Annotated in this window: 18 protein-coding genes and 1 pseudogene; 9 read left to right on the top strand and 10 right to left on the bottom strand. The window is 64.5% G+C overall.

Translation table 11 applies throughout. The annotated features are described in order from the left end of the window. Positions 1 to 3 precede the first annotated feature (3 nt). The 5 genes from CK486_RS08080 to CK486_RS08060 are packed head-to-tail and all read left to right on the top strand — an operon-like array spanning position 4 to position 2,795. Positions 4 to 423, top strand: a complete 420-nt coding sequence (locus CK486_RS08080) for a DUF4426 domain-containing protein (RefSeq protein WP_095939781.1) — start codon at positions 4 to 6, stop codon at positions 421 to 423. Beyond that, positions 420 to 1,013, top strand: coding sequence for an RdgB/HAM1 family non-canonical purine NTP pyrophosphatase (rdgB, locus tag CK486_RS08075; protein WP_095939780.1), 594 nt, complete (start codon positions 420 to 422; stop codon positions 1,011 to 1,013). Before CK486_RS08080 ends, rdgB begins: the two co-directional genes overlap by 4 nt. Then, positions 1,010 to 2,170: a radical SAM family heme chaperone HemW gene (gene hemW, locus CK486_RS08070; protein ID WP_095939779.1), complete on the top strand. Its 1,161-nt coding sequence runs from the start codon at positions 1,010 to 1,012 to the stop codon at positions 2,168 to 2,170. The genes rdgB and hemW overlap by 4 nt, the downstream gene beginning before the upstream one ends. Positions 2,171 to 2,186: 16 nt before the next feature. Then, the gene (locus tag CK486_RS08065; RefSeq protein ID WP_095939778.1) at positions 2,187 to 2,510 is read left to right on the top strand and encodes a DUF3392 domain-containing protein; all 324 of its coding nucleotides are present in this window, start codon (positions 2,187 to 2,189) and stop codon (positions 2,508 to 2,510) included. A gap of 33 nt (positions 2,511 to 2,543) precedes the next feature. Next, positions 2,544 to 2,795, top strand: a complete 252-nt coding sequence (locus tag CK486_RS08060; RefSeq protein WP_095939777.1) for a hypothetical protein — start codon at positions 2,544 to 2,546, stop codon at positions 2,793 to 2,795. A gap of 70 nt (positions 2,796 to 2,865) precedes the next feature. Here the strand turns inward: CK486_RS08060 and CK486_RS08055 are convergent, their stop codons facing one another. From CK486_RS08055 to CK486_RS08035, 5 genes are all read right to left on the bottom strand, one after another. Next, positions 2,866 to 4,209, bottom strand: a complete 1,344-nt coding sequence (locus CK486_RS08055; RefSeq protein WP_095939776.1) for a DUF1329 domain-containing protein — start codon at positions 4,207 to 4,209, stop codon at positions 2,866 to 2,868. A 141-nt stretch (positions 4,210 to 4,350) separates the two neighbouring features. Then, positions 4,351 to 5,022 (bottom strand): tRNA (guanosine(46)-N7)-methyltransferase TrmB, encoded by a 672-nt coding sequence (gene trmB, locus CK486_RS08050; RefSeq protein ID WP_218192097.1) that lies wholly within the window; start codon positions 5,020 to 5,022, stop codon positions 4,351 to 4,353. 52 nt (positions 5,023 to 5,074) lie between these two features. After that, the gene (locus CK486_RS08045; RefSeq protein ID WP_095939774.1) at positions 5,075 to 5,869 is read right to left on the bottom strand and encodes a thiazole synthase; all 795 of its coding nucleotides are present in this window, start codon (positions 5,867 to 5,869) and stop codon (positions 5,075 to 5,077) included. A gap of 15 nt (positions 5,870 to 5,884) precedes the next feature. Next, on the bottom strand, positions 5,885 to 6,085 hold the full coding sequence (gene thiS / locus CK486_RS08040; RefSeq protein ID WP_095939773.1) for a sulfur carrier protein ThiS: 201 nt from the start codon (positions 6,083 to 6,085) through the stop codon (positions 5,885 to 5,887). 81 nt (positions 6,086 to 6,166) lie between these two features. After that, complete coding sequence (locus CK486_RS08035; RefSeq protein WP_095939772.1) at positions 6,167 to 6,538, bottom strand: DUF423 domain-containing protein; 372 nt, start codon at positions 6,536 to 6,538, stop codon at positions 6,167 to 6,169. An 81-nt stretch (positions 6,539 to 6,619) separates the two neighbouring features. Between CK486_RS08035 and mtgA the strand changes: the two genes are divergently transcribed. Beyond that, positions 6,620 to 7,348: a monofunctional biosynthetic peptidoglycan transglycosylase gene (mtgA, locus tag CK486_RS08030; protein ID WP_095940002.1), complete on the top strand. Its 729-nt coding sequence runs from the start codon at positions 6,620 to 6,622 to the stop codon at positions 7,346 to 7,348. Between the two features lie 13 nt (positions 7,349 to 7,361). Here mtgA and CK486_RS08025 read toward each other — a convergent pair whose 3' ends face one another. The 5 genes from CK486_RS08025 to ftsY form a co-directional block, all read right to left on the bottom strand. Further along, positions 7,362 to 7,976, bottom strand: a complete 615-nt coding sequence (locus tag CK486_RS08025; protein WP_095939771.1) for a hypothetical protein — start codon at positions 7,974 to 7,976, stop codon at positions 7,362 to 7,364. Positions 7,977 to 8,032: 56 nt separating this feature from the next. Then, the gene (gene rpoH, locus CK486_RS08020; RefSeq protein WP_095939770.1) at positions 8,033 to 8,887 is read right to left on the bottom strand and encodes an RNA polymerase sigma factor RpoH; all 855 of its coding nucleotides are present in this window, start codon (positions 8,885 to 8,887) and stop codon (positions 8,033 to 8,035) included. Between the two features lie 108 nt (positions 8,888 to 8,995). After that, positions 8,996 to 9,949, bottom strand: coding sequence for a permease-like cell division protein FtsX (ftsX, locus tag CK486_RS08015; protein ID WP_256574392.1), 954 nt, complete (start codon positions 9,947 to 9,949; stop codon positions 8,996 to 8,998). 56 nt (positions 9,950 to 10,005) lie between these two features. Next, positions 10,006 to 10,674, bottom strand: a complete 669-nt coding sequence (gene ftsE / locus CK486_RS08010; protein WP_095939768.1) for a cell division ATP-binding protein FtsE — start codon at positions 10,672 to 10,674, stop codon at positions 10,006 to 10,008. 13 nt (positions 10,675 to 10,687) lie between these two features. Next, on the bottom strand, positions 10,688 to 12,166 hold the full coding sequence (ftsY, locus tag CK486_RS08005; RefSeq protein ID WP_095939767.1) for a signal recognition particle-docking protein FtsY: 1,479 nt from the start codon (positions 12,164 to 12,166) through the stop codon (positions 10,688 to 10,690). Between the two features lie 149 nt (positions 12,167 to 12,315). On the opposite strand from ftsY, the pseudogene CK486_RS08000 reads away from it, so the two are divergent. The 3 genes and pseudogenes from CK486_RS08000 to rsmD form a co-directional block, all read left to right on the top strand. Beyond that, positions 12,316 to 13,653: pseudogene (locus CK486_RS08000) on the top strand (M16 family metallopeptidase); the annotation flags it as partial. A gap of 9 nt (positions 13,654 to 13,662) precedes the next feature. After that, a complete protein-coding gene (locus CK486_RS07995) occupies positions 13,663 to 15,132 on the top strand; it encodes a pitrilysin family protein (RefSeq protein ID WP_095940001.1) in 1,470 nt (489 codons plus the stop codon). After that, positions 15,132 to 15,746, top strand: a complete 615-nt coding sequence (rsmD, locus tag CK486_RS07990; protein WP_095939766.1) for a 16S rRNA (guanine(966)-N(2))-methyltransferase RsmD — start codon at positions 15,132 to 15,134, stop codon at positions 15,744 to 15,746. Before CK486_RS07995 ends, rsmD begins: the two co-directional genes overlap by 1 nt. Positions 15,747 to 15,869 lie beyond the last annotated feature (123 nt).

Genomic DNA, 15,869 nt, shown 5'->3' with positions numbered 1-15,869 from the left:
ATCATGCGCCGTCTAACCGCTCTACTACTCAGCCTGCTCGTCAGCCTGCCGGCACTTGCCGAACGCAAGCAAAGCTTTGCCGAAGTCGATGTGCACTACAGCGTGTTCAATTCCAGCTTCCTGCAGCCGGACACCGCCAGCGCGGTCGGCCTGGTCCGCAGCAAGACCCAGGGCGTGGTCACCGTGTCCGTGCTCAAGGCGGGCAAGCCGCTGCCGGCCCAGGTCAAGGGCGAAGTGAAGAACCTGCTGGGCCAGGTCACCCCGCTCAGTTTCAAGCAGGTGACCGAACCCGGTGCCGCCTACTACCTGGCGCAATTTCCGCTGAGCACCCGCGAGGTACTGACCTTCACCCTCGACGTACAGGGCGGTGACGGCAGCAACAACCGCGTCAGCTTCAACCAAGAAGTGTTCCCCGACGAATGATGATCGAAGAACTGGTACTGGCCAGCCACAACGCCGGCAAACTGAAAGAACTGCAGGCCATGCTCGGCGCCCACATCAAGGTGCGCTCGATTGCCGAGTTCAGCAGCGTGGAGCCGGAAGAAACCGGTCTGTCGTTCGTCGAGAACGCCATCCTCAAGGCCCGCCACGCGGCTCGCGTGTCGGGTCTGCCGGCACTGGCCGACGACTCCGGACTGGCCGTGGACGCCCTGGGCGGCGCACCGGGTATCTACTCGGCGCGCTACGCCGGCGGCAAGGATGATGCGGCGAACAACGCCAAGCTGCTCGATACCCTCAAGGACGTGCCGGATGCCGAGCGCGGCGCGCAGTTCGTCTGCGCCCTGGCACTGGTTCGGCACACCGATGACCCGCTGCCGATTCTCTGCGAGGGCCTGTGGCCAGGCCGCATCCTCCACGCTCCGCGTGGTGAACAGGGTTTCGGCTATGACCCGCTGTTCTGGGTGGCCGAGCGTCAGTGTTCCAGTGCCGAGCTGCCGGCCGCCGAGAAGAACCGGCTCAGCCATCGCGCGCGCGCCATGGCCCTGCTCAAGCAGCGCCTGGGGCTGGCATGAGCAGTCCGGCAGGCAGCCCGTTCGCGCTGCCGCCGCTGGCCCTGTATGTCCATATCCCGTGGTGCGTGCGCAAATGCCCGTACTGCGACTTCAACTCCCACGCCGCCGGCCCCAGCCTGCCCGAAAACGACTACGTCGCCGCGCTGCTGGCCGATCTTGATCAGGACCTGGCTCAGGTACAGGGTCGCCAGCTGACCTCGATCTTCTTTGGTGGCGGCACCCCCAGCCTGTTCTCGCCCCGCGCACTGGGGCATATTCTTGAAGGCGTGGAGCGGCGCATCGGCTTTGCCGGGGATATCGAAATCACCCTGGAAGCCAACCCCGGCACCTTCGAGCAAGCCAAGTTCAGCGCCTACCGGCAGCTGGGCATCAATCGCCTGTCGATCGGCGTGCAGAGCTTCCAGAGCGCCCAGCTCAAGGCCCTCGGCCGCATCCATGATGGCGATGAGGCGATTCGCGCCGCGGACATGGCACGCGCCGCCGGCTTCGACAACTTCAACCTCGACCTCATGCACGGCCTGCCAGGGCAGGATGTCGCCGCGGCAATGGACGACCTGGGCACCGCGATTGCCCAGGCACCCACCCACCTGTCCTGGTACCAGCTGACCATGGAGCCCAACACGGTGTTCTGGAACCAGCCACCGGAGCTGCCGGAAGACGACACCCTCTGGGACATCCAGGAAGCCGGCCAGGCCCTGCTCGCCGAGCAGGGTTTTGCCCAGTATGAAACCTCGGCCTATGCACGGAACAACCAGCGCGCCCGGCATAACCTGAACTACTGGACCTTCGGCGACTTTCTCGGCATCGGTGCAGGTGCTCACGCCAAGCTGAGCGACGCGAACGGGCAGATCAGGCGCAGCTGGAAGACCCGTCTGCCCAAGGACTACCTGGATAGCGGCAAGGCTTTCCAGGCCGGCGAACGCCTGCTGAGTGAGGACGAACTACCCTTCGAGTTCCTGATGAACGCCCTGCGCCTGACCGAGGGCGTTCCCACTCAGCTGTTCTGCCAGCGCACCGGACTGTCAGAGCAGAGCCTCGCCGAAGGGCGCCGTCTGGCCGAGCAACAGGGGCTGCTGGAGAATGACCCAGCACGGCTATGCGCTACGCCCAGAGGCCAACTGTTTCTCAACGACCTGCTGCAAAGCTTTCTGCCCTAGGGGCTAAGGACGCCTGATGGATCTCGTGCTCGATCTGATCGCCACTCTGTCGCACTGGTGCCGCGCTCACCTGCACAATATTTCCCTGGCCATTCTGGCCACTCTGTTCGTGCTGTTCGGCCCGGATCTGAATGCCTGGCTGCAACGTCGCCTGGGCAGCCTCAACTTCGTTTTCCGTACCCTGCTGTTCGTGCTGTTCTGCGCACTGGTCTACGGTCTGGGCATCATTTACCTGACACCCTGGCTGGCCAAAGGCCTCGCCTACTTCAACAACTACACCCTAGCCCCCGTGCTGCTGCTAGTGTTCTTTCTGGTCGGCGTGCTCTCCGACCGCAGCTAACGGAACAGCCACCGCCTTCATGGAGCCGCACCGATGTCCGTAAAACACCTGTATATCTTCTTCAACGACGGCCAGCGCATGTCCCTCGCCTTCCCCACCCAGAAAGAAGACCCGCTGCAGGCCATCCGTGGTCTGCGCGAACAGATGAACACCCCCTTCATCAGCTTCGAAGTGGATGGCGACCTGCTGATGATTCCGCGCGAAAGCATCAAGTACATCCAGGTCTGCCCGGCCCCCAGCGGACTGCCCGAGCTGACCATTCGCGGTGCTTCGCTACTGGAATAAGCCCCGGACTTTTCTGCCAGGCACAAAAAAGCCGCCCCTCGGGGCGGCTTTTTTGTTGCTGCTGTCGGCCTCAGTTGCCCTGCTGACGCAGGCTGGCCGGGCTGAAGCTGCGCGGGCTGATGTCGGCATTGAAGTTGTACATCGGCTCGTTGTTGTCCAGACCGTCGACGAAGTAGCGGCTGCCCTTGAAGTCGTAGATGGTTTCCAGCGTGCTGGAGAACACCGGGACTTCGTAGTAGCTGATCGGATGACTTTCCTGCAGACCGATCAGCTTGCCACCCTTGTCATACAGATCAACCGCGAGGATCTGCCAGCTGTCCTCGTCGATATAGAAACGACGCTTGGCGTACGGGTGACTGAAGCCGGTACGCAGGTCAGCCTCGACCACCCAGACACGGTGCAGCTCGTAGCGCAGCAGGTCCGGGTTGACCGTCTTGGCCTTGAGGATCTGCTCATAGGGAATGCCCTTCTGGTGCACGGCGTAGCTGTTGTACGGCACCAGCATTTCCTGCTTGCCGAGCAGCTTCCACTCGTAGCGGTCCGGTGCGCCGTTGTACGAGTCAACCTGGTCAGCCAGGGCCATGCCGTTGGTGTCAGGTTGCAGCGCGTCATAGGCCAGCATCGGCAGACGACGCACGCGACGCTCACCACGGTTGAAGCGCCAGGCCTTGCGGATGGCCATGACCTGATCGATGGTTTCCTCGACCAGCAGCGCCGAACCGGCCAGCTTGGAGGGTGCCGTCACGCTGTACTTGTAGTGAAACAAGGTATTGTCCAGATCGCCCTCTTGAGCGCCCTGGCGACCATAGACGAAGTAGATTTCCCGGTCGCGCAGCACCAGGCTGTAGCTGCCGTTGGCCAGTACTGCCACATGGTTGGCAACCATGTGGATCTGCTCACCACGGAAGCGCATGATGTGGTTCCAGATCGCTTCCTGACCATTCTGCGGAATCGGGAACGGCACGCCCGCAGCGGCACCACTGACACCGTTACCGCCGGCAATCAGCTCGGCCTTGGTGGCATTGGCCTTGGTGGCGTCATACACATATTGCGGCGCGGCGGCACTGCGACGGCTCTGGAAAACCCGCAGCTTGTAGTCCGGATGGGTCTGCAAAAGAGTCTGCAGGCCTGCCGGCAGCACCTTCTGGTACTGACCGAGGTTCTGCGCATTGACTGTGTACAGCACGGCATCGCCGGCATAAGGGTCCGGGTGGTGCATGCCCGGCTGATAGGACGCAGGCGGCGTGGTCAGGCCGCCCTCCCAAACCGGAATGGTGCCCGCCGCATTGGCGGCACGCTCCCCACCCAGAGGAGTGAGATCCTGACCCAGGCGGGCAGCCTGGGCAGCGTCAACTTTGGCCTGGGCCGGCAGGCAGAGCGCAGCCAGGGCCAATACTGCAACATGTCTCAACACAGCGTTCTCCTCGCGACACCTGAATGGCGCCGTCAGTTTGTTCTTGCTGCCAACCAGTTTAGGTCAGCCAGCCGGGATTGCCGGTCAGTGAGGTCGCCTTCCTGGCGCCGGGTGGACCCGGTCTAATGGTTCGTCCGTGGATCAGTCGATGCGCTGGAACTTGAGATCCCATACACCATGGCCGAGGCGTTCGCCGCGGCGTTCAAACTTTGTCACCGGCCGCTCGCTCGGGCGCGGGACGAAACGGCCATCTTCGGCCAGATTGCGATAACCCGGTGCAGCGCTCAGCACTTCCAGCATGTGCTCGGCGTAGGGCTCCCAATCGGTGGCCATGTGCAGTACGCCACCCAGCTTGAGCTTCTGCCGCACCAGCTGCGCCCACTCCGGCTGCACGATGCGTCGCTTGTGATGACGCGACTTATGCCAAGGGTCCGGGAAGAACAGCAGCAGGCGGTCCAGACTGGCATCGGCCACACAGTTGCGTAGCACTTCGATGGCATCACAGCTGTACACACGGATGTTGCTGAGGTTCTGCGCCAGCATGCCGGACAGCAGTGCCCCGACCCCTGGCTTGTGCACCTCGACGCCAATGAAATCCTGCTCCGGCGCCGCTGCGGCCATCTCCAGCGTGGCCTGGCCCATACCGAAACCGATCTCGAAGGTACGCGGCGCACTGCGACCGAAAACCTGATCGAAATCGCGCAGGCCATCAGCCAGCTCAAGGCCGAACTTCGGCCAGCCCTGATCGAGGCCGCGTTGCTGGCCTTCGGTCACCCGGCCGGCACGCATCACGAAACTCTTGATGGTGCGCAGCGGGCGGTTGGCAGTCTCCTGCCCGGTCAATTCTTGGTCAACCATGATCCACTCAGCGAATGATGCCTTCCAGAGGCGAGGAGGCGCTGGCATACAGCTTCTTCGGCATGCGCCCTGCGAGGTAGGCCAAGCGGCCGGCAATGATGGCATGCTGCATGGCCGCGCCCATCATCACCGGATCACCGGCATGGGCGATGGCACTGTTCATCAGCACCGCGTCGCAGCCCAGTTCCATGGCGATGGTGGCATCGGAGGCCGTGCCCACACCGGCATCCACCAGCACCGGCACCTGCGCTTCCTCAAGGATGATGCGCAGGTTGTAGGGGTTGCAGATGCCCAGCCCGGTGCCGATCAGGCCGGCCAGCGGCATCACCGCGATACAGCCCATGTCGGCCAGCTGACGGGCAATGATGGGGTCATCGCTGGTGTACACCATCACGTCGAAACCTTCCTTGACCAGCACTTCGGCGGCCTTGATGGTTTCGATGACATTGGGGAACAGGGTCTTCTGGTCAGCCAGTACTTCCAGCTTGACCAGCTTGTGGCCATCCAGCAGCTCACGGGCCAGACGGCAGGTGCGCACCGCTTCCTCGGCGTTGAAGCAGCCGGCGGTGTTGGGCAGGATGGTGTAGCGATCAGGACTGATCACATCGAGCAGGTTGGGCTCACCGGGATTCTGCCCGATGTTGGTCCGGCGAACCGCCACGGTGACGATTTCAGCACCGCTGGCTTCGATCGCCAGACGGGTTTCCTGCAGATCCTTGTACTTGCCCGTCCCGACCAGCAGGCGCGAGCTATAGGTGCGCCCTGCCAAAACGAAAGGCTTGTCTGCGCGAACTTGACTCATGTGTTCCTCCAGGAATCAACCGCCACCGATGGCGTGTACCACTTCCACCCGGTCACCGGGCTGCAGGATGGTCGTCGCGTGCGCACTGCGCGGCACGATGTCCAGGTTCAACTCCACCGCAACACGCCGCCCAACCAGATCGAGCTGCTCAAGCAGCTGCAAAACGCTGGTAGCGGGGGCCAGCTCGCGAGGCTCACCGTTCAACTGAATCTGCATGACGTAACCGTCACCATGCGAAGGGGTCGGCATTCTAGCGGTTTCGCCACACATTGACCAAGGCGTCAGCCAAACGGCGCCTTAGCGTTGGCGCCAGGCGGAGAGACCCAGCAGCAACCAGCCGAGCAGGAAGGCTACGCCACCGAAGGGGGTGATGATGCCCAGCCTGCCGATACCCGTGAGGGTCAGCGCGTACAAACTGCCAGAGAACAGCAGCATCCCCGCCACAAAGAGCCCGCCACTCAGGGTCAGCAGACGACAGGCCTGACGCTGCAACAGTAGCGCCACGGCCAGCAGGGCCAGGGTATGTAATTGCTGGTACTGCACGCCTGTCTGAAACACCGCCAGATACTCGGCAGACAGCTGCTGACGCAGACCATGCGCGGCAAAGGCGCCGAGCGCCACACTGCTAAAGCCGGAAAAGGCTGCCAGAAGCAGAAACAGTCGCGCCATGTCAGACTCCAGTCGCACGGAAAAGGGCCGCTATAATGGCCCGCCCTTTCCTTTCGGCCAAGCCTGCCCATGTCTTCCCGACTGTTGCCAAGACTGCTGCGTCGCCTGCTCAAGCTGCTGCTTACGGCCGCCTTGCTCTCCGCGCTGCTGGTACTCAGCCTGCGCTGGATTCCCCCGGTTGGCAGCACCCTGATGGTCGAGCGCAAGATCGAGTCCTGGCTCGACGGCAAGCCCATCGACCTGCAACGAGAGTGGCGGCCCTGGCCGGTCATCTCGGACGATCTGAAAATCGCCGTGATCGCCGCCGAAGACCAGAAATTCGCCGAGCACTGGGGCTTCGATGTTGCTGCCATCCGCGCCGCACTCAAGCACAACCAGCAAGGCGGCAGCGTGCGCGGAGCCAGCACCCTCAGCCAGCAGGTGGCCAAGAACCTGTTTCTCTGGTCCGGCCGCAGCTGGCTGCGCAAAGGCCTGGAAGCCTGGTTCACCGGGCTGATCGAACTGCTTTGGCCCAAGCAGCGGATTCTCGAGGTTTACCTGAATACCGCCGAATGGGGCGATGGCGTGTTTGGCGCAGAAGCCGCTGCCCGCCACCACTTCGGCATCGGCGCGGCCTATCTGTCACGTCAGCAGGCCAGCCAGCTCGCCGCCGTATTGCCCAACCCCCGCGCCTGGAGCGCCAAGCGCCCCAGCCCCTATGTGCAGCGCCGGGCCAGCTGGATTCGCCAGCAGATGTGGCAGCTCGGCGGCAGCCACTACCTCAAGCAACTGGAGCAGCGCGCCGCCTGGCAATGGCCTTGGCAGAACTGAAAACCAGGCCGTATCAGTGTTTCAGCGCAGCACGCGGCACCCAGTGCAACAGCCGCACCTGCTCCTCCAGCAAATGAACCGTCAGCCCCTGCTCGGGATACACCAGCGCCTCACCCTCGGCCAGCTGCAACCGCAGGCGTGGCGGACCGAAGGTTGGCAACAGCGCTGATTCTGCAACCGGAACAGTTCCAGGCTTGATCAGCAGCTGAGCAATCTTCTGCGGCCCCAGCTCATCACGCAGACCTGCACCCAGCGGCACCTCGCCATCTGCCACCTGAGCGGCGGTGGCTCGCTGCAGACTCTGACGCTGTTCAGCAGTGAGGTCCAGTTCGGCCTCGACTTCCCAGGCGCGACCGTTCTCCGCGAGTTTCGCACGGTAGAGCAAGCGCGGCCCGTCCAGGCGGGGCTGCAACCACAGCTCACCGGGAGCTATGTCCACCAGCTCACTCAGGGCCAGACGCCCTTCGGCCAACGGCTGCAGCAACGGCGCCTGCCAGCTCTTGAATTCCGCCAGGGGTTCAGCCGGTTGTTGTGGACGCACCGCCAGGTAGGCCAGCAGGAAACTGCCGGCCGCCAGCACGGCAAACCACAGGTAATGCGCCGGGCGCAGACTGGCAAATAGGTTCATTGACACTCCAGAAAAACAAAAGCCGCACTAGGTGCGGCTTTCAGATACGAGGGAGATCAGGCCTGAATCGAGCCCTTGAGCTTGTTCATGGCGTTCTTCTCCAGCTGACGAATCCGCTCGGCGGACACGTTGTACTTGGCGGCCAGGTCGTGCAGGGTCGCCTTCTCCTCGGCCAGCCAGCGCTGATAGAGGATGTCTCGGCTGCGCTCATCCAGACGTTCCAGCGCCTCATGCAGATTGGCGGTCGAGCTGTCGCTCCAGTCCGCTTCTTCCAGCTGGCGCGCCGGGTCGTAACGATGATCTTCCAGATAGTGCGCCGGCGACTGATATGCCACATCGTCGTCGGCATCGGCGGCCGGATCGAAAGCCATATCGCTGCCGGTCAGGCGGCTCTCCATCTCGCGCACCTCGCGGGCTTCCACCCCGAGAGAGTCGGCAACCGCATTTACTTCATCGTTGGTCAGCCAGGCCAGACGCTTCTTCTGGCTGCGCAGATTGAAGAACAGCTTGCGCTGCGCCTTGGTCGTGGCGACCTTGACGATGCGCCAGTTGCGCAGAATGAACTCGTGGATCTCCGCCTTGATCCAGTGCACGGCAAAGGACACCAGGCGCACACCCATTTCCGGGTTAAAGCGCTTGACCGCCTTCATCAGGCCGACGTTACCTTCCTGAATCAGGTCCGCCTGGGCCAGACCGTAGCCGGAGTAGCTCTTGGCGATATGGACGACAAAACGCAGGTGCGCCATCACCATCTGCCGAGCGGCTTCCAGATCTTGCTGGTAGTAGAGACGCTCAGCCAGTTCGCGCTCCTGCTCCTGGGACAACAGGGCGATACCGTTGACCGCGTGCACGTAGGCCTCCAGGTTCGCACCGGGAGCCAGGGCATAGACAGGTTGCAAAGCAGTGGACATGCGAATCCTCCGATTCACGAAACTCGCGCAGTGTAGCACTGCGGAGTTAGAGGGCAAGCCTGTGGATAAGTTCCGTAACAGGTTGCCCGCACAACAAAAATCGACGACTCAGCGGGGCGCCAGCTCACTCAGATGACGCGCCACAGCGAGCCAGGCGCCCACGTAGCCGAGCAGTACCGCCGCCAGCACCAGCGAAGCGGCGTCCGCACCCGGCACGCCGATCAGGGCAAAATCGCTGCCGTACAGACCGGCCAGCCGCACCACCGCGCTGTTCAGCCAGTCCATACCGAAGGCCAGAATGCCCCAGGCCATCAGCCCGGCCCCGAGGCCATACATGGCGCCCATATAGAGGAACGGCCGACGCACATAGCCGTCGGTACCACCAACCAGCTTGATCACCTCGATCTCGGTGCGGCGGTTCTCGATGGCCAGACGAATGGTATTGCCAATCACCAGCAGCAGGGCCATGACCAGCAGCAGCGACAGCCCGAAGACAAAGTGGTCTCCCAGCTTGAGAATCGCCGTGAGGCGCTCGACCCAGACCAGATCGAGCTGAGCCAGTTCGACAGCATTCAGCTCATCCAGACGCAGGCGCAGCGACTCCAGAGCAGACTTGTCGACCTCCTTCGGCGTTACCAGAATCACCGCCGGCAGCGGATTGTCCGGCAGTTCGCGCAAGGCATCGCCCAGCCCGGACTGCTGCTGGAATTCGTTGAGCGCCTGCTCGCGGCTGATCAGCTCGACCTCGGCCACATCCGGCATGGCGGCGATTTCGTCGCGCAGTTGCTGGCTGTCGGCCTCGCTGGCCTGAAGATCGAGGAACAGGGAAATCTGCGCCGCGCGCTGCCAGGAGCCGCCGAGGCGCTCCAGATTGTCCAGCAGCAGGGAAAGCCCCATGGGCAACGACAGCGCTACGGCCATGACCAGACAGGTGAAGAAGCTGCCGATCGGCTGCTTGCCCAGTCGGCGCAGGCTGTCGAGCAGACTGGCACGGTGGCTTTCCAGCCAGGCACGGGTCAGGGTTTTCAGATCCGGGCCAGTCTCCTCGCCGCGCTTGCGCATCGGCGCAGTCGGCGTTGGCGCGGGCTTGGCCGGGTTCGGTTTGCTGGCTGCGTCGCTCATGCTGCTTCTCCGTCGCCGATCAGGCGGCCGCGCTGCAGGGTCAGCATGCGATGGCGCATGCGCGCGATCAGGGCCAGGTCGTGGCTGGCGATCAGCACGGTGGTGCCCAGACGATTGATATCTTCGAACACGCCCATGATTTCGGCGGCCAGACGCGGGTCGAGGTTGCCGGTCGGCTCATCCGCCAGCAGCAGGGCCGGCTGGTGTACCACCGCACGAGCAATGCCGACGCGCTGCTGCTGACCGGTGGAAATGTCAGCCGGATAGGCGTCGACCTTGTCCAGCAGGCTGACGCGTTCCAGCGCGGTGCGCACGCGCTTGTCGATCTCCGGCTTGGACAGACCGAGGATCTGCAGCGGCAGGGCGACGTTGTCGAACACGCTGCGGTCGAACAGCAGCTGATGGTTCTGGAACACCACGCCGATCTGCCGGCGCAGGAACGGAATCTGCGCGTTGCTGATGCGCGCCAGGTCCTGCCCGGCCAGCAGCAGCTTGCCGCCGGTGGGTCGTTCCATGGCCAGCAGCAGGCGCAGCAGGGTGCTCTTGCCCGCGCCGGAATGGCCGGTGATGAACAGGAACTCGCCCCGGCGCACGCGGAACGTCAGCTCATGCAACCCGACATGACCATTGGGATAGCGCTTGGCGACCTGCTCGAATCGAATCATGGCTTCTCCGCGCTTACTTGGATTCTGCAAACAGGGCTTTGACGAAATCGTCGGCGACGAAGGTACGCAGATCGTCGATGCCCTCGCCCACGCCGATGTAACGGATCGGCAGCGCCATCTGCTTGGCCAGGGCGAAGATCACCCCACCCTTGGCGGTGCCATCCAGCTTGGTCAGGGCCAGACCGGTCAGATTCACGGTCTGGTTGAACTGCTTGGCCTGGTTGATGGCGTTCTGCCCGGTGCCGGCATCCAGCACCAGCAGGGTCTCGTGGGGCGCCGTTTCATCCAGTTTGCCGAGCACACGGCGCACCTTCTTCAGCTCCTCCATGAGGTTGTCCTTGGTGTGCAGACGCCCGGCGGTGTCGGCGATCAGCACATCGATACCGCGGGCCTTGGCAGCCTGCAGGGCATCGAAGATCACCGAGGCCGAGTCGGCGCCGGTGTGCTGGGCAATCACCGGAATCTGGTTGCGCTCACCCCAGACCTGCAACTGCTCGACGGCGGCCGCGCGGAAGGTATCGCCCGCCGCGAGCATGACTTTCTTACCTTCGTTCTGCAGCTTCTTCGCCAACTTGCCGATGGTGGTGGTCTTGCCGGCGCCGTTCACGCCGACCACCAGAATCACGTAGGGCTTGTGCGTGGTATCGATCAGCAGCGGCTGCTCGACCGGCTTGAGCAGGTCGTTGAGTTCCTGCTGCAGCGCCTTGTACAGCGCGTCGCTGTCGGCCAGCTCCTTGCGCGCCACACGCTTGGTCAGGCTCTGCACAATGGCGGTCGTGGCCTCGACACCGACGTCGGCGGTGAGCAGGCGGGTTTCCAGCTCGTCGAGCAGGTCGTCGTCGATGGCCTTCTTGCCGAGGAACAGGCTGGCCATGCCTTCGCCGAGACTGGCGCTGGTTTTTGACAGGCCCTGTTTGAGCCGGGCAAACCAGCCGCCCTGGTTATCACCGGGTTTGGCCTGCTCGACCACCACAGCCTCTGCCGGCGCGGCAGGCACTTCCAACTCCACCGGCAGCACCACCGGGGCAATCGGCTCGGCACCGGCATTGATGCGGAAGCGGCTGAAGGCCGGACGCGGAGCCTCGTCGGCTGCCGCAGGAGCTGCAGGCTCGACAACGGCAGCGCTGCTGGCCACAGGCGCAACCTCAGCAGCCGGCACAGGCTCTGCCGGCACGGCGGCAGCCACCTCGTTGCCGGGCACTGGCGCAACGGGAGTCTCAGTCACAACGCTGGCCGCCGGCTCACTCGGAGCAGGCGCAACGGGCGCTGCCTCGGCAACCACGGCCGGGGCACTCTCCTGCGCCGGGGCTACCACCGGGGCAACCACAGGCTCCTGCGGAGCAGCGGCCGGCGCCGGCGTTTCCTGGGGTTTCTTGCGCAGCCAGCTGAACATCGATTTCTTCTCGGCGGCCGGCTCTGCAGGGGCATTACCTGCTACGGGGGGCTGGACGGGCTGGGCCGGGGTCTTTTTATCGTCGTTGGAACCAAACATGGGTACAGGTATCTCAGGGGAGCGGCGCAGACTGGTTTTCAGGGCAACCACGGACCGGCGCGCCGCCCCGGAAAAGGATGGGGTATCCTAGCACCTCTTCGCCTGCCGGCGGTACGCCGCGCGGGCCGTCCAGAAGGTCAGCATTCACCATGACAATACGCGCCCGCCGCTCCCTCGGCCTGTTCCTGGCCTGCCTGTGCCTGCCGCTGGCAGCATCGGCCAAGGACGCCCAGCCGACTCACGAATTTCGTCTGGCCAACGGCCTGAAGATCATCGTCCGCGAAGACCACCGCGCGCCGGTGGTGGTCTCCCAGCTCTGGTACAAGGTCGGCTCCAGCTACGAGACCGCCGGCCAGACCGGCCTGTCCCACGCCCTCGAACACATGATGTTCAAGGGCAGCCGCAAACTTGGCCCGGGCGAATCCTCGCGCATCCTGCGCGAGCTGGGCGCCGAGGAAAATGCCTTCACCAGCGACGACTACACCGCTTACTACCAGGTGCTGGCCAGCGACCGTCTGGCCGTGGCCCTGGAGCTTGAAGCCGACCGCCTGGCCAGCCTGAAACTGCCGGCCGACGAATTCGCCCGCGAGATTGAGGTCATCAAGGAAGAGCGCCGCCTGCGCACCGACGACAAACCTTCCTCGCTGGCCTATGAGCGCTTCAAGGCACTGGCCTACCCGGCCAGCGGCTACCGCAACCCGACCATCGGCTGGATGGCCGACCTCAAGCGCATGAACGTCGAGGACCTGCGCGCCTGGTACCGCACCTGGTACGTGCCAAACAATGCCACTCTGGTGGTGGTCGGCGATGTCCAGCCGGAGCAGGTCAAGGCCCTGGCCGAGCGCTATTTCGGCAGCATTCCCGCCCGCCCCGTGCCGGCGGCCAAGGCACCGCTGGAACTGGCCGAGCCGGGCGAGCGGCGCACCACGCTCTACCTCAAAACCCAGTTGCCCAGCCTGCTCTACGGCTTCAACGTCCCCAGCCTCGGCAGCGCCAAGGACGCCAAGCCGGTACACGCCCTGCGCCTGATCTCGGCCCTGCTCGACGGCGGCGACAGCGCCCGCCTGCCGGCCCGGCTGGAACGCGGCGAGGAACTGGTGTCCGGTGCCTCGACCTGGTACGACGCCCATGCCCGCGGCGACAGCCTGTTCGTCATATCCGCCACACCCAACGTGCAGACCGGCAAGACCCTGCAGCAGGTGGAGGATGGCCTGTGGCGCCAGCTCAAGGACCTGCAGGACAACCCGCCGTCGGCCGAAGAACTGGCCCGCGTCCGTGCTCAGGTGATTGCCGGCCTGGTCTACGAGCGCGACTCGATCACCAGCCAGGCCACCAGCATCGGCGAGCTGGAAACCGTCGGCCTGTCCTGGCGCCTGCTCGATCAGGACCTGGCTGCCCTGGAAAGCATCACCCCGGCCGATATCCAGGCCGCCGCCCGCACCTACTTCACCCGCACGCGCCTGACCGTCGCGCACATCCTGCCGGAGGCGCCGCCCATGAGTGACCGCCATTCCCTGCGCGACAGCCTGCTGGGCGTCGTCCTGCTGATAGGCATCGCCGCCCTGTTGGGCGCCGTGGCGCGCCAACCCGCCACCGAATCCCAGGGCCGCGCCGCCCTGGAGTCACTCAGCAGCCTCGACCAGCAGGCGCCGGCCCGCCGCGACCTGCAGATCCAGACCTGGCAGACACCAGGCGGCGCCAAGGTGCTGTTCGTCGCCGCCCCCGAGCTGCCGATGTTCGACCTGCGCCTGACCTTCGCCGCCGGCAGCAGCCAGGATGGCGAAGCCGCCGGCCTGGCCCTGCTGACCAACGCCATGCTCAATGAAGGCGTGCCCGGCAAGGATGTCGGCGCCATTGCCGAAGGCTTCGAGGATCTCGGCGCCCAGTTCGGCAACGGCGCCTACCGCGACATGGCCATCGCCAGCCTGCGCAGCCTGAGCAAGCCCGAGCTGCGCCAGCCGGCGCTGCAGCTGTTCAATCAGGTCATCGGCCAGCCGACCTTTCCCGCCGACTCGCTGGCACGGATCAAGAACCAGTTGCTGGCCAGCTTCGAGATGAACAAGCAAAACCCCGGCAAGCTGGCCAATCTCGAACTGATGCAGCGCCTGTATGGCAGCCACCCCTACGCCCATCCGAGCGAAGGCACCGCGCAGTCGATCCCGGGCATCAGCCGCGAACAACTGATGGCATTCCACCAGCGCGCCTACGCCGCCGGTAACGTGGTTATCGCCCTGGTCGGCGACCTCACCCGCGCTGAAGCCGAAGCCATTGCCGCCGAGGTCTCCGGTGCTCTGCCCCAGGGCCCGGCACTGGCCAAGATACCGCAGCCGAGCGAGCCCAAGGCTGGCCCCAGCCACATCGACTTCCCCTCCAAGCAGACCCACATCCTGCTGGCGCAACTGGGCATCGACCGCCGTGAATCGGACTGGCCGGCGCTGTTTCTGGGCAACCAGATCCTCGGCGGCGGCGGTTTCGGTACCCGCCTGATGGAAGAGGTGCGCGAGAAACGCGGCCTCACCTACGGCATCTACTCCGGCTTCTCCGCCATGCAGGCGCGCGGGCCCTTCCTGATCAACGTGCAGACCCGTGCCGAGCTGAGCGAAGGCACACTCAAGCTGGTGCAGGACATTCTCCGCGACTACCTGGCCAAGGGCCCGACCCAGGAAGAACTGGACAACGCCAAGCGCGAAAGTGCCGGCAGCTTCCCGCTGTCCACCGCGAGCAATGCCGATATCGTCGGCCAGCTCGGCGCCATCGGTTTCTATGATCTGCCGCTGACCTACCTAGAAGACTTCATGAGCCAGGTGCAGGCACTCAGCGCCGAACAGGTACGCGCCGCCATGGCCAAGCATCTCAAGCCCGAGGCCATGCTGGTCGTCACGGCCGGCCCGCAGGTGCCGCAGCAGCCGCTGCCGCCACCTACCGAAAAACGCGCGGCCTGGCCGACCGGCATTCCGGAGCACTGATGCGCCAGTTCCCACATAAACCGGCAGGCAAACCGGCCAATAAGCCCCATGGCGGCCAGGGCCAGCTGCGCATCATCGGCGGCGAATGGCGCTCGCGCCGCTTTGCCTTCCCCGAAGGCCCGGGCCTGCGCCCGACCCCGGACCGGGTGCGGGAAACCCTCTTCAACTGGCTTGCCCCCTATGTCGCCGGGGCGCGGATTCTGGAGTGCTTTGCCGGGAGCGGCGCGGTGTTCCTCGAAGCCCTGTCCCGCGGCGCCAGCGCCGGGCTGGCTCTGGACCTCAACGGCGCGGCGGTGGCGGCGCTGCGCGGACACCTGCAAACCCTGCAGTGCGAACGCGGCCAGGTGCAGCAGCAGGACAGCCTGCGCTACCTGAGCGAGCAGACTGCCACCCCATTCGATCTGGTCTTCCTCGACCCGCCGTTCCAGCAGAACCTGCTGCAACCCGCCTGCGAGCTGCTCGAAACACGGGGCTGGCTGGCAGCGGATGCCTGGATCTACACCGAAAGCGAGCAACCACCCTCCAGCCTCGGCCTGCCGGGCAACTGGCGCCTGCACCGGGAGAAGCATGCTGGCCAGGTGCACTACGCCCTGTGGCAGCGCGAGACACAGTAAGCGCTGCGGTCCTTTTGGGGCACGAATCGCCGCAGACAATCGGCACATTGGGCAGCGCTCATTTGCCGATCGTTCAGGAGCGCGAGGTCCGGATCGGTACAGATATGACACGCTGACATTCAG

It is taken from the genome of Pseudomonas sp. HAR-UPW-AIA-41 (assembly GCF_002304225.1).
Classification (GTDB): Bacteria; Pseudomonadota; Gammaproteobacteria; order Pseudomonadales; family Pseudomonadaceae; genus Aquipseudomonas.
This window is presented reverse-complemented; position numbering and strand designations above follow the sequence as displayed.

What these genes read in the sequence shown, in the direction of transcription:
- CK486_RS08080 (WP_095939781.1), top strand. Translation starts at nt 4, where the DNA reads ATGCGCCGTCTAACCGCTCTACTACTCAGCCTGCTCGTCAGCCTGCCG.
- CK486_RS08025 (WP_095939771.1), bottom strand. Translation starts at nt 7,976, where the DNA reads ATGAACCTATTTGCCAGTCTGCGCCCGGCGCATTACCTGTGGTTTGCC.
- CK486_RS08065 (WP_095939778.1), top strand. Translation starts at nt 2,187, where the DNA reads ATGGATCTCGTGCTCGATCTGATCGCCACTCTGTCGCACTGGTGCCGC.
- hemW (WP_095939779.1), top strand. Translation starts at nt 1,010, where the DNA reads ATGAGCAGTCCGGCAGGCAGCCCGTTCGCGCTGCCGCCGCTGGCCCTG.
- rpoH (WP_095939770.1), bottom strand. Translation starts at nt 8,887, where the DNA reads ATGTCCACTGCTTTGCAACCTGTCTATGCCCTGGCTCCCGGTGCGAAC.
- rdgB (WP_095939780.1), top strand. Translation starts at nt 420, where the DNA reads ATGATGATCGAAGAACTGGTACTGGCCAGCCACAACGCCGGCAAACTG.
- CK486_RS08045 (WP_095939774.1), bottom strand. Translation starts at nt 5,869, where the DNA reads ATGAGTCAAGTTCGCGCAGACAAGCCTTTCGTTTTGGCAGGGCGCACC.
- rsmD (WP_095939766.1), top strand. Translation starts at nt 15,132, where the DNA reads ATGCGCCAGTTCCCACATAAACCGGCAGGCAAACCGGCCAATAAGCCC.
- CK486_RS08035 (WP_095939772.1), bottom strand. Translation starts at nt 6,538, where the DNA reads ATGGCGCGACTGTTTCTGCTTCTGGCAGCCTTTTCCGGCTTTAGCAGT.
- CK486_RS08060 (WP_095939777.1), top strand. Translation starts at nt 2,544, where the DNA reads ATGTCCGTAAAACACCTGTATATCTTCTTCAACGACGGCCAGCGCATG.
- ftsE (WP_095939768.1), bottom strand. Translation starts at nt 10,674, where the DNA reads ATGATTCGATTCGAGCAGGTCGCCAAGCGCTATCCCAATGGTCATGTC.
- CK486_RS07995 (WP_095940001.1), top strand. Translation starts at nt 13,663, where the DNA reads ATGAGTGACCGCCATTCCCTGCGCGACAGCCTGCTGGGCGTCGTCCTG.
- ftsX (WP_256574392.1), bottom strand. Translation starts at nt 9,949, where the DNA reads ATGCGCAAGCGCGGCGAGGAGACTGGCCCGGATCTGAAAACCCTGACC.
- ftsY (WP_095939767.1), bottom strand. Translation starts at nt 12,166, where the DNA reads ATGTTTGGTTCCAACGACGATAAAAAGACCCCGGCCCAGCCCGTCCAG.
- thiS (WP_095939773.1), bottom strand. Translation starts at nt 6,085, where the DNA reads ATGCAGATTCAGTTGAACGGTGAGCCTCGCGAGCTGGCCCCCGCTACC.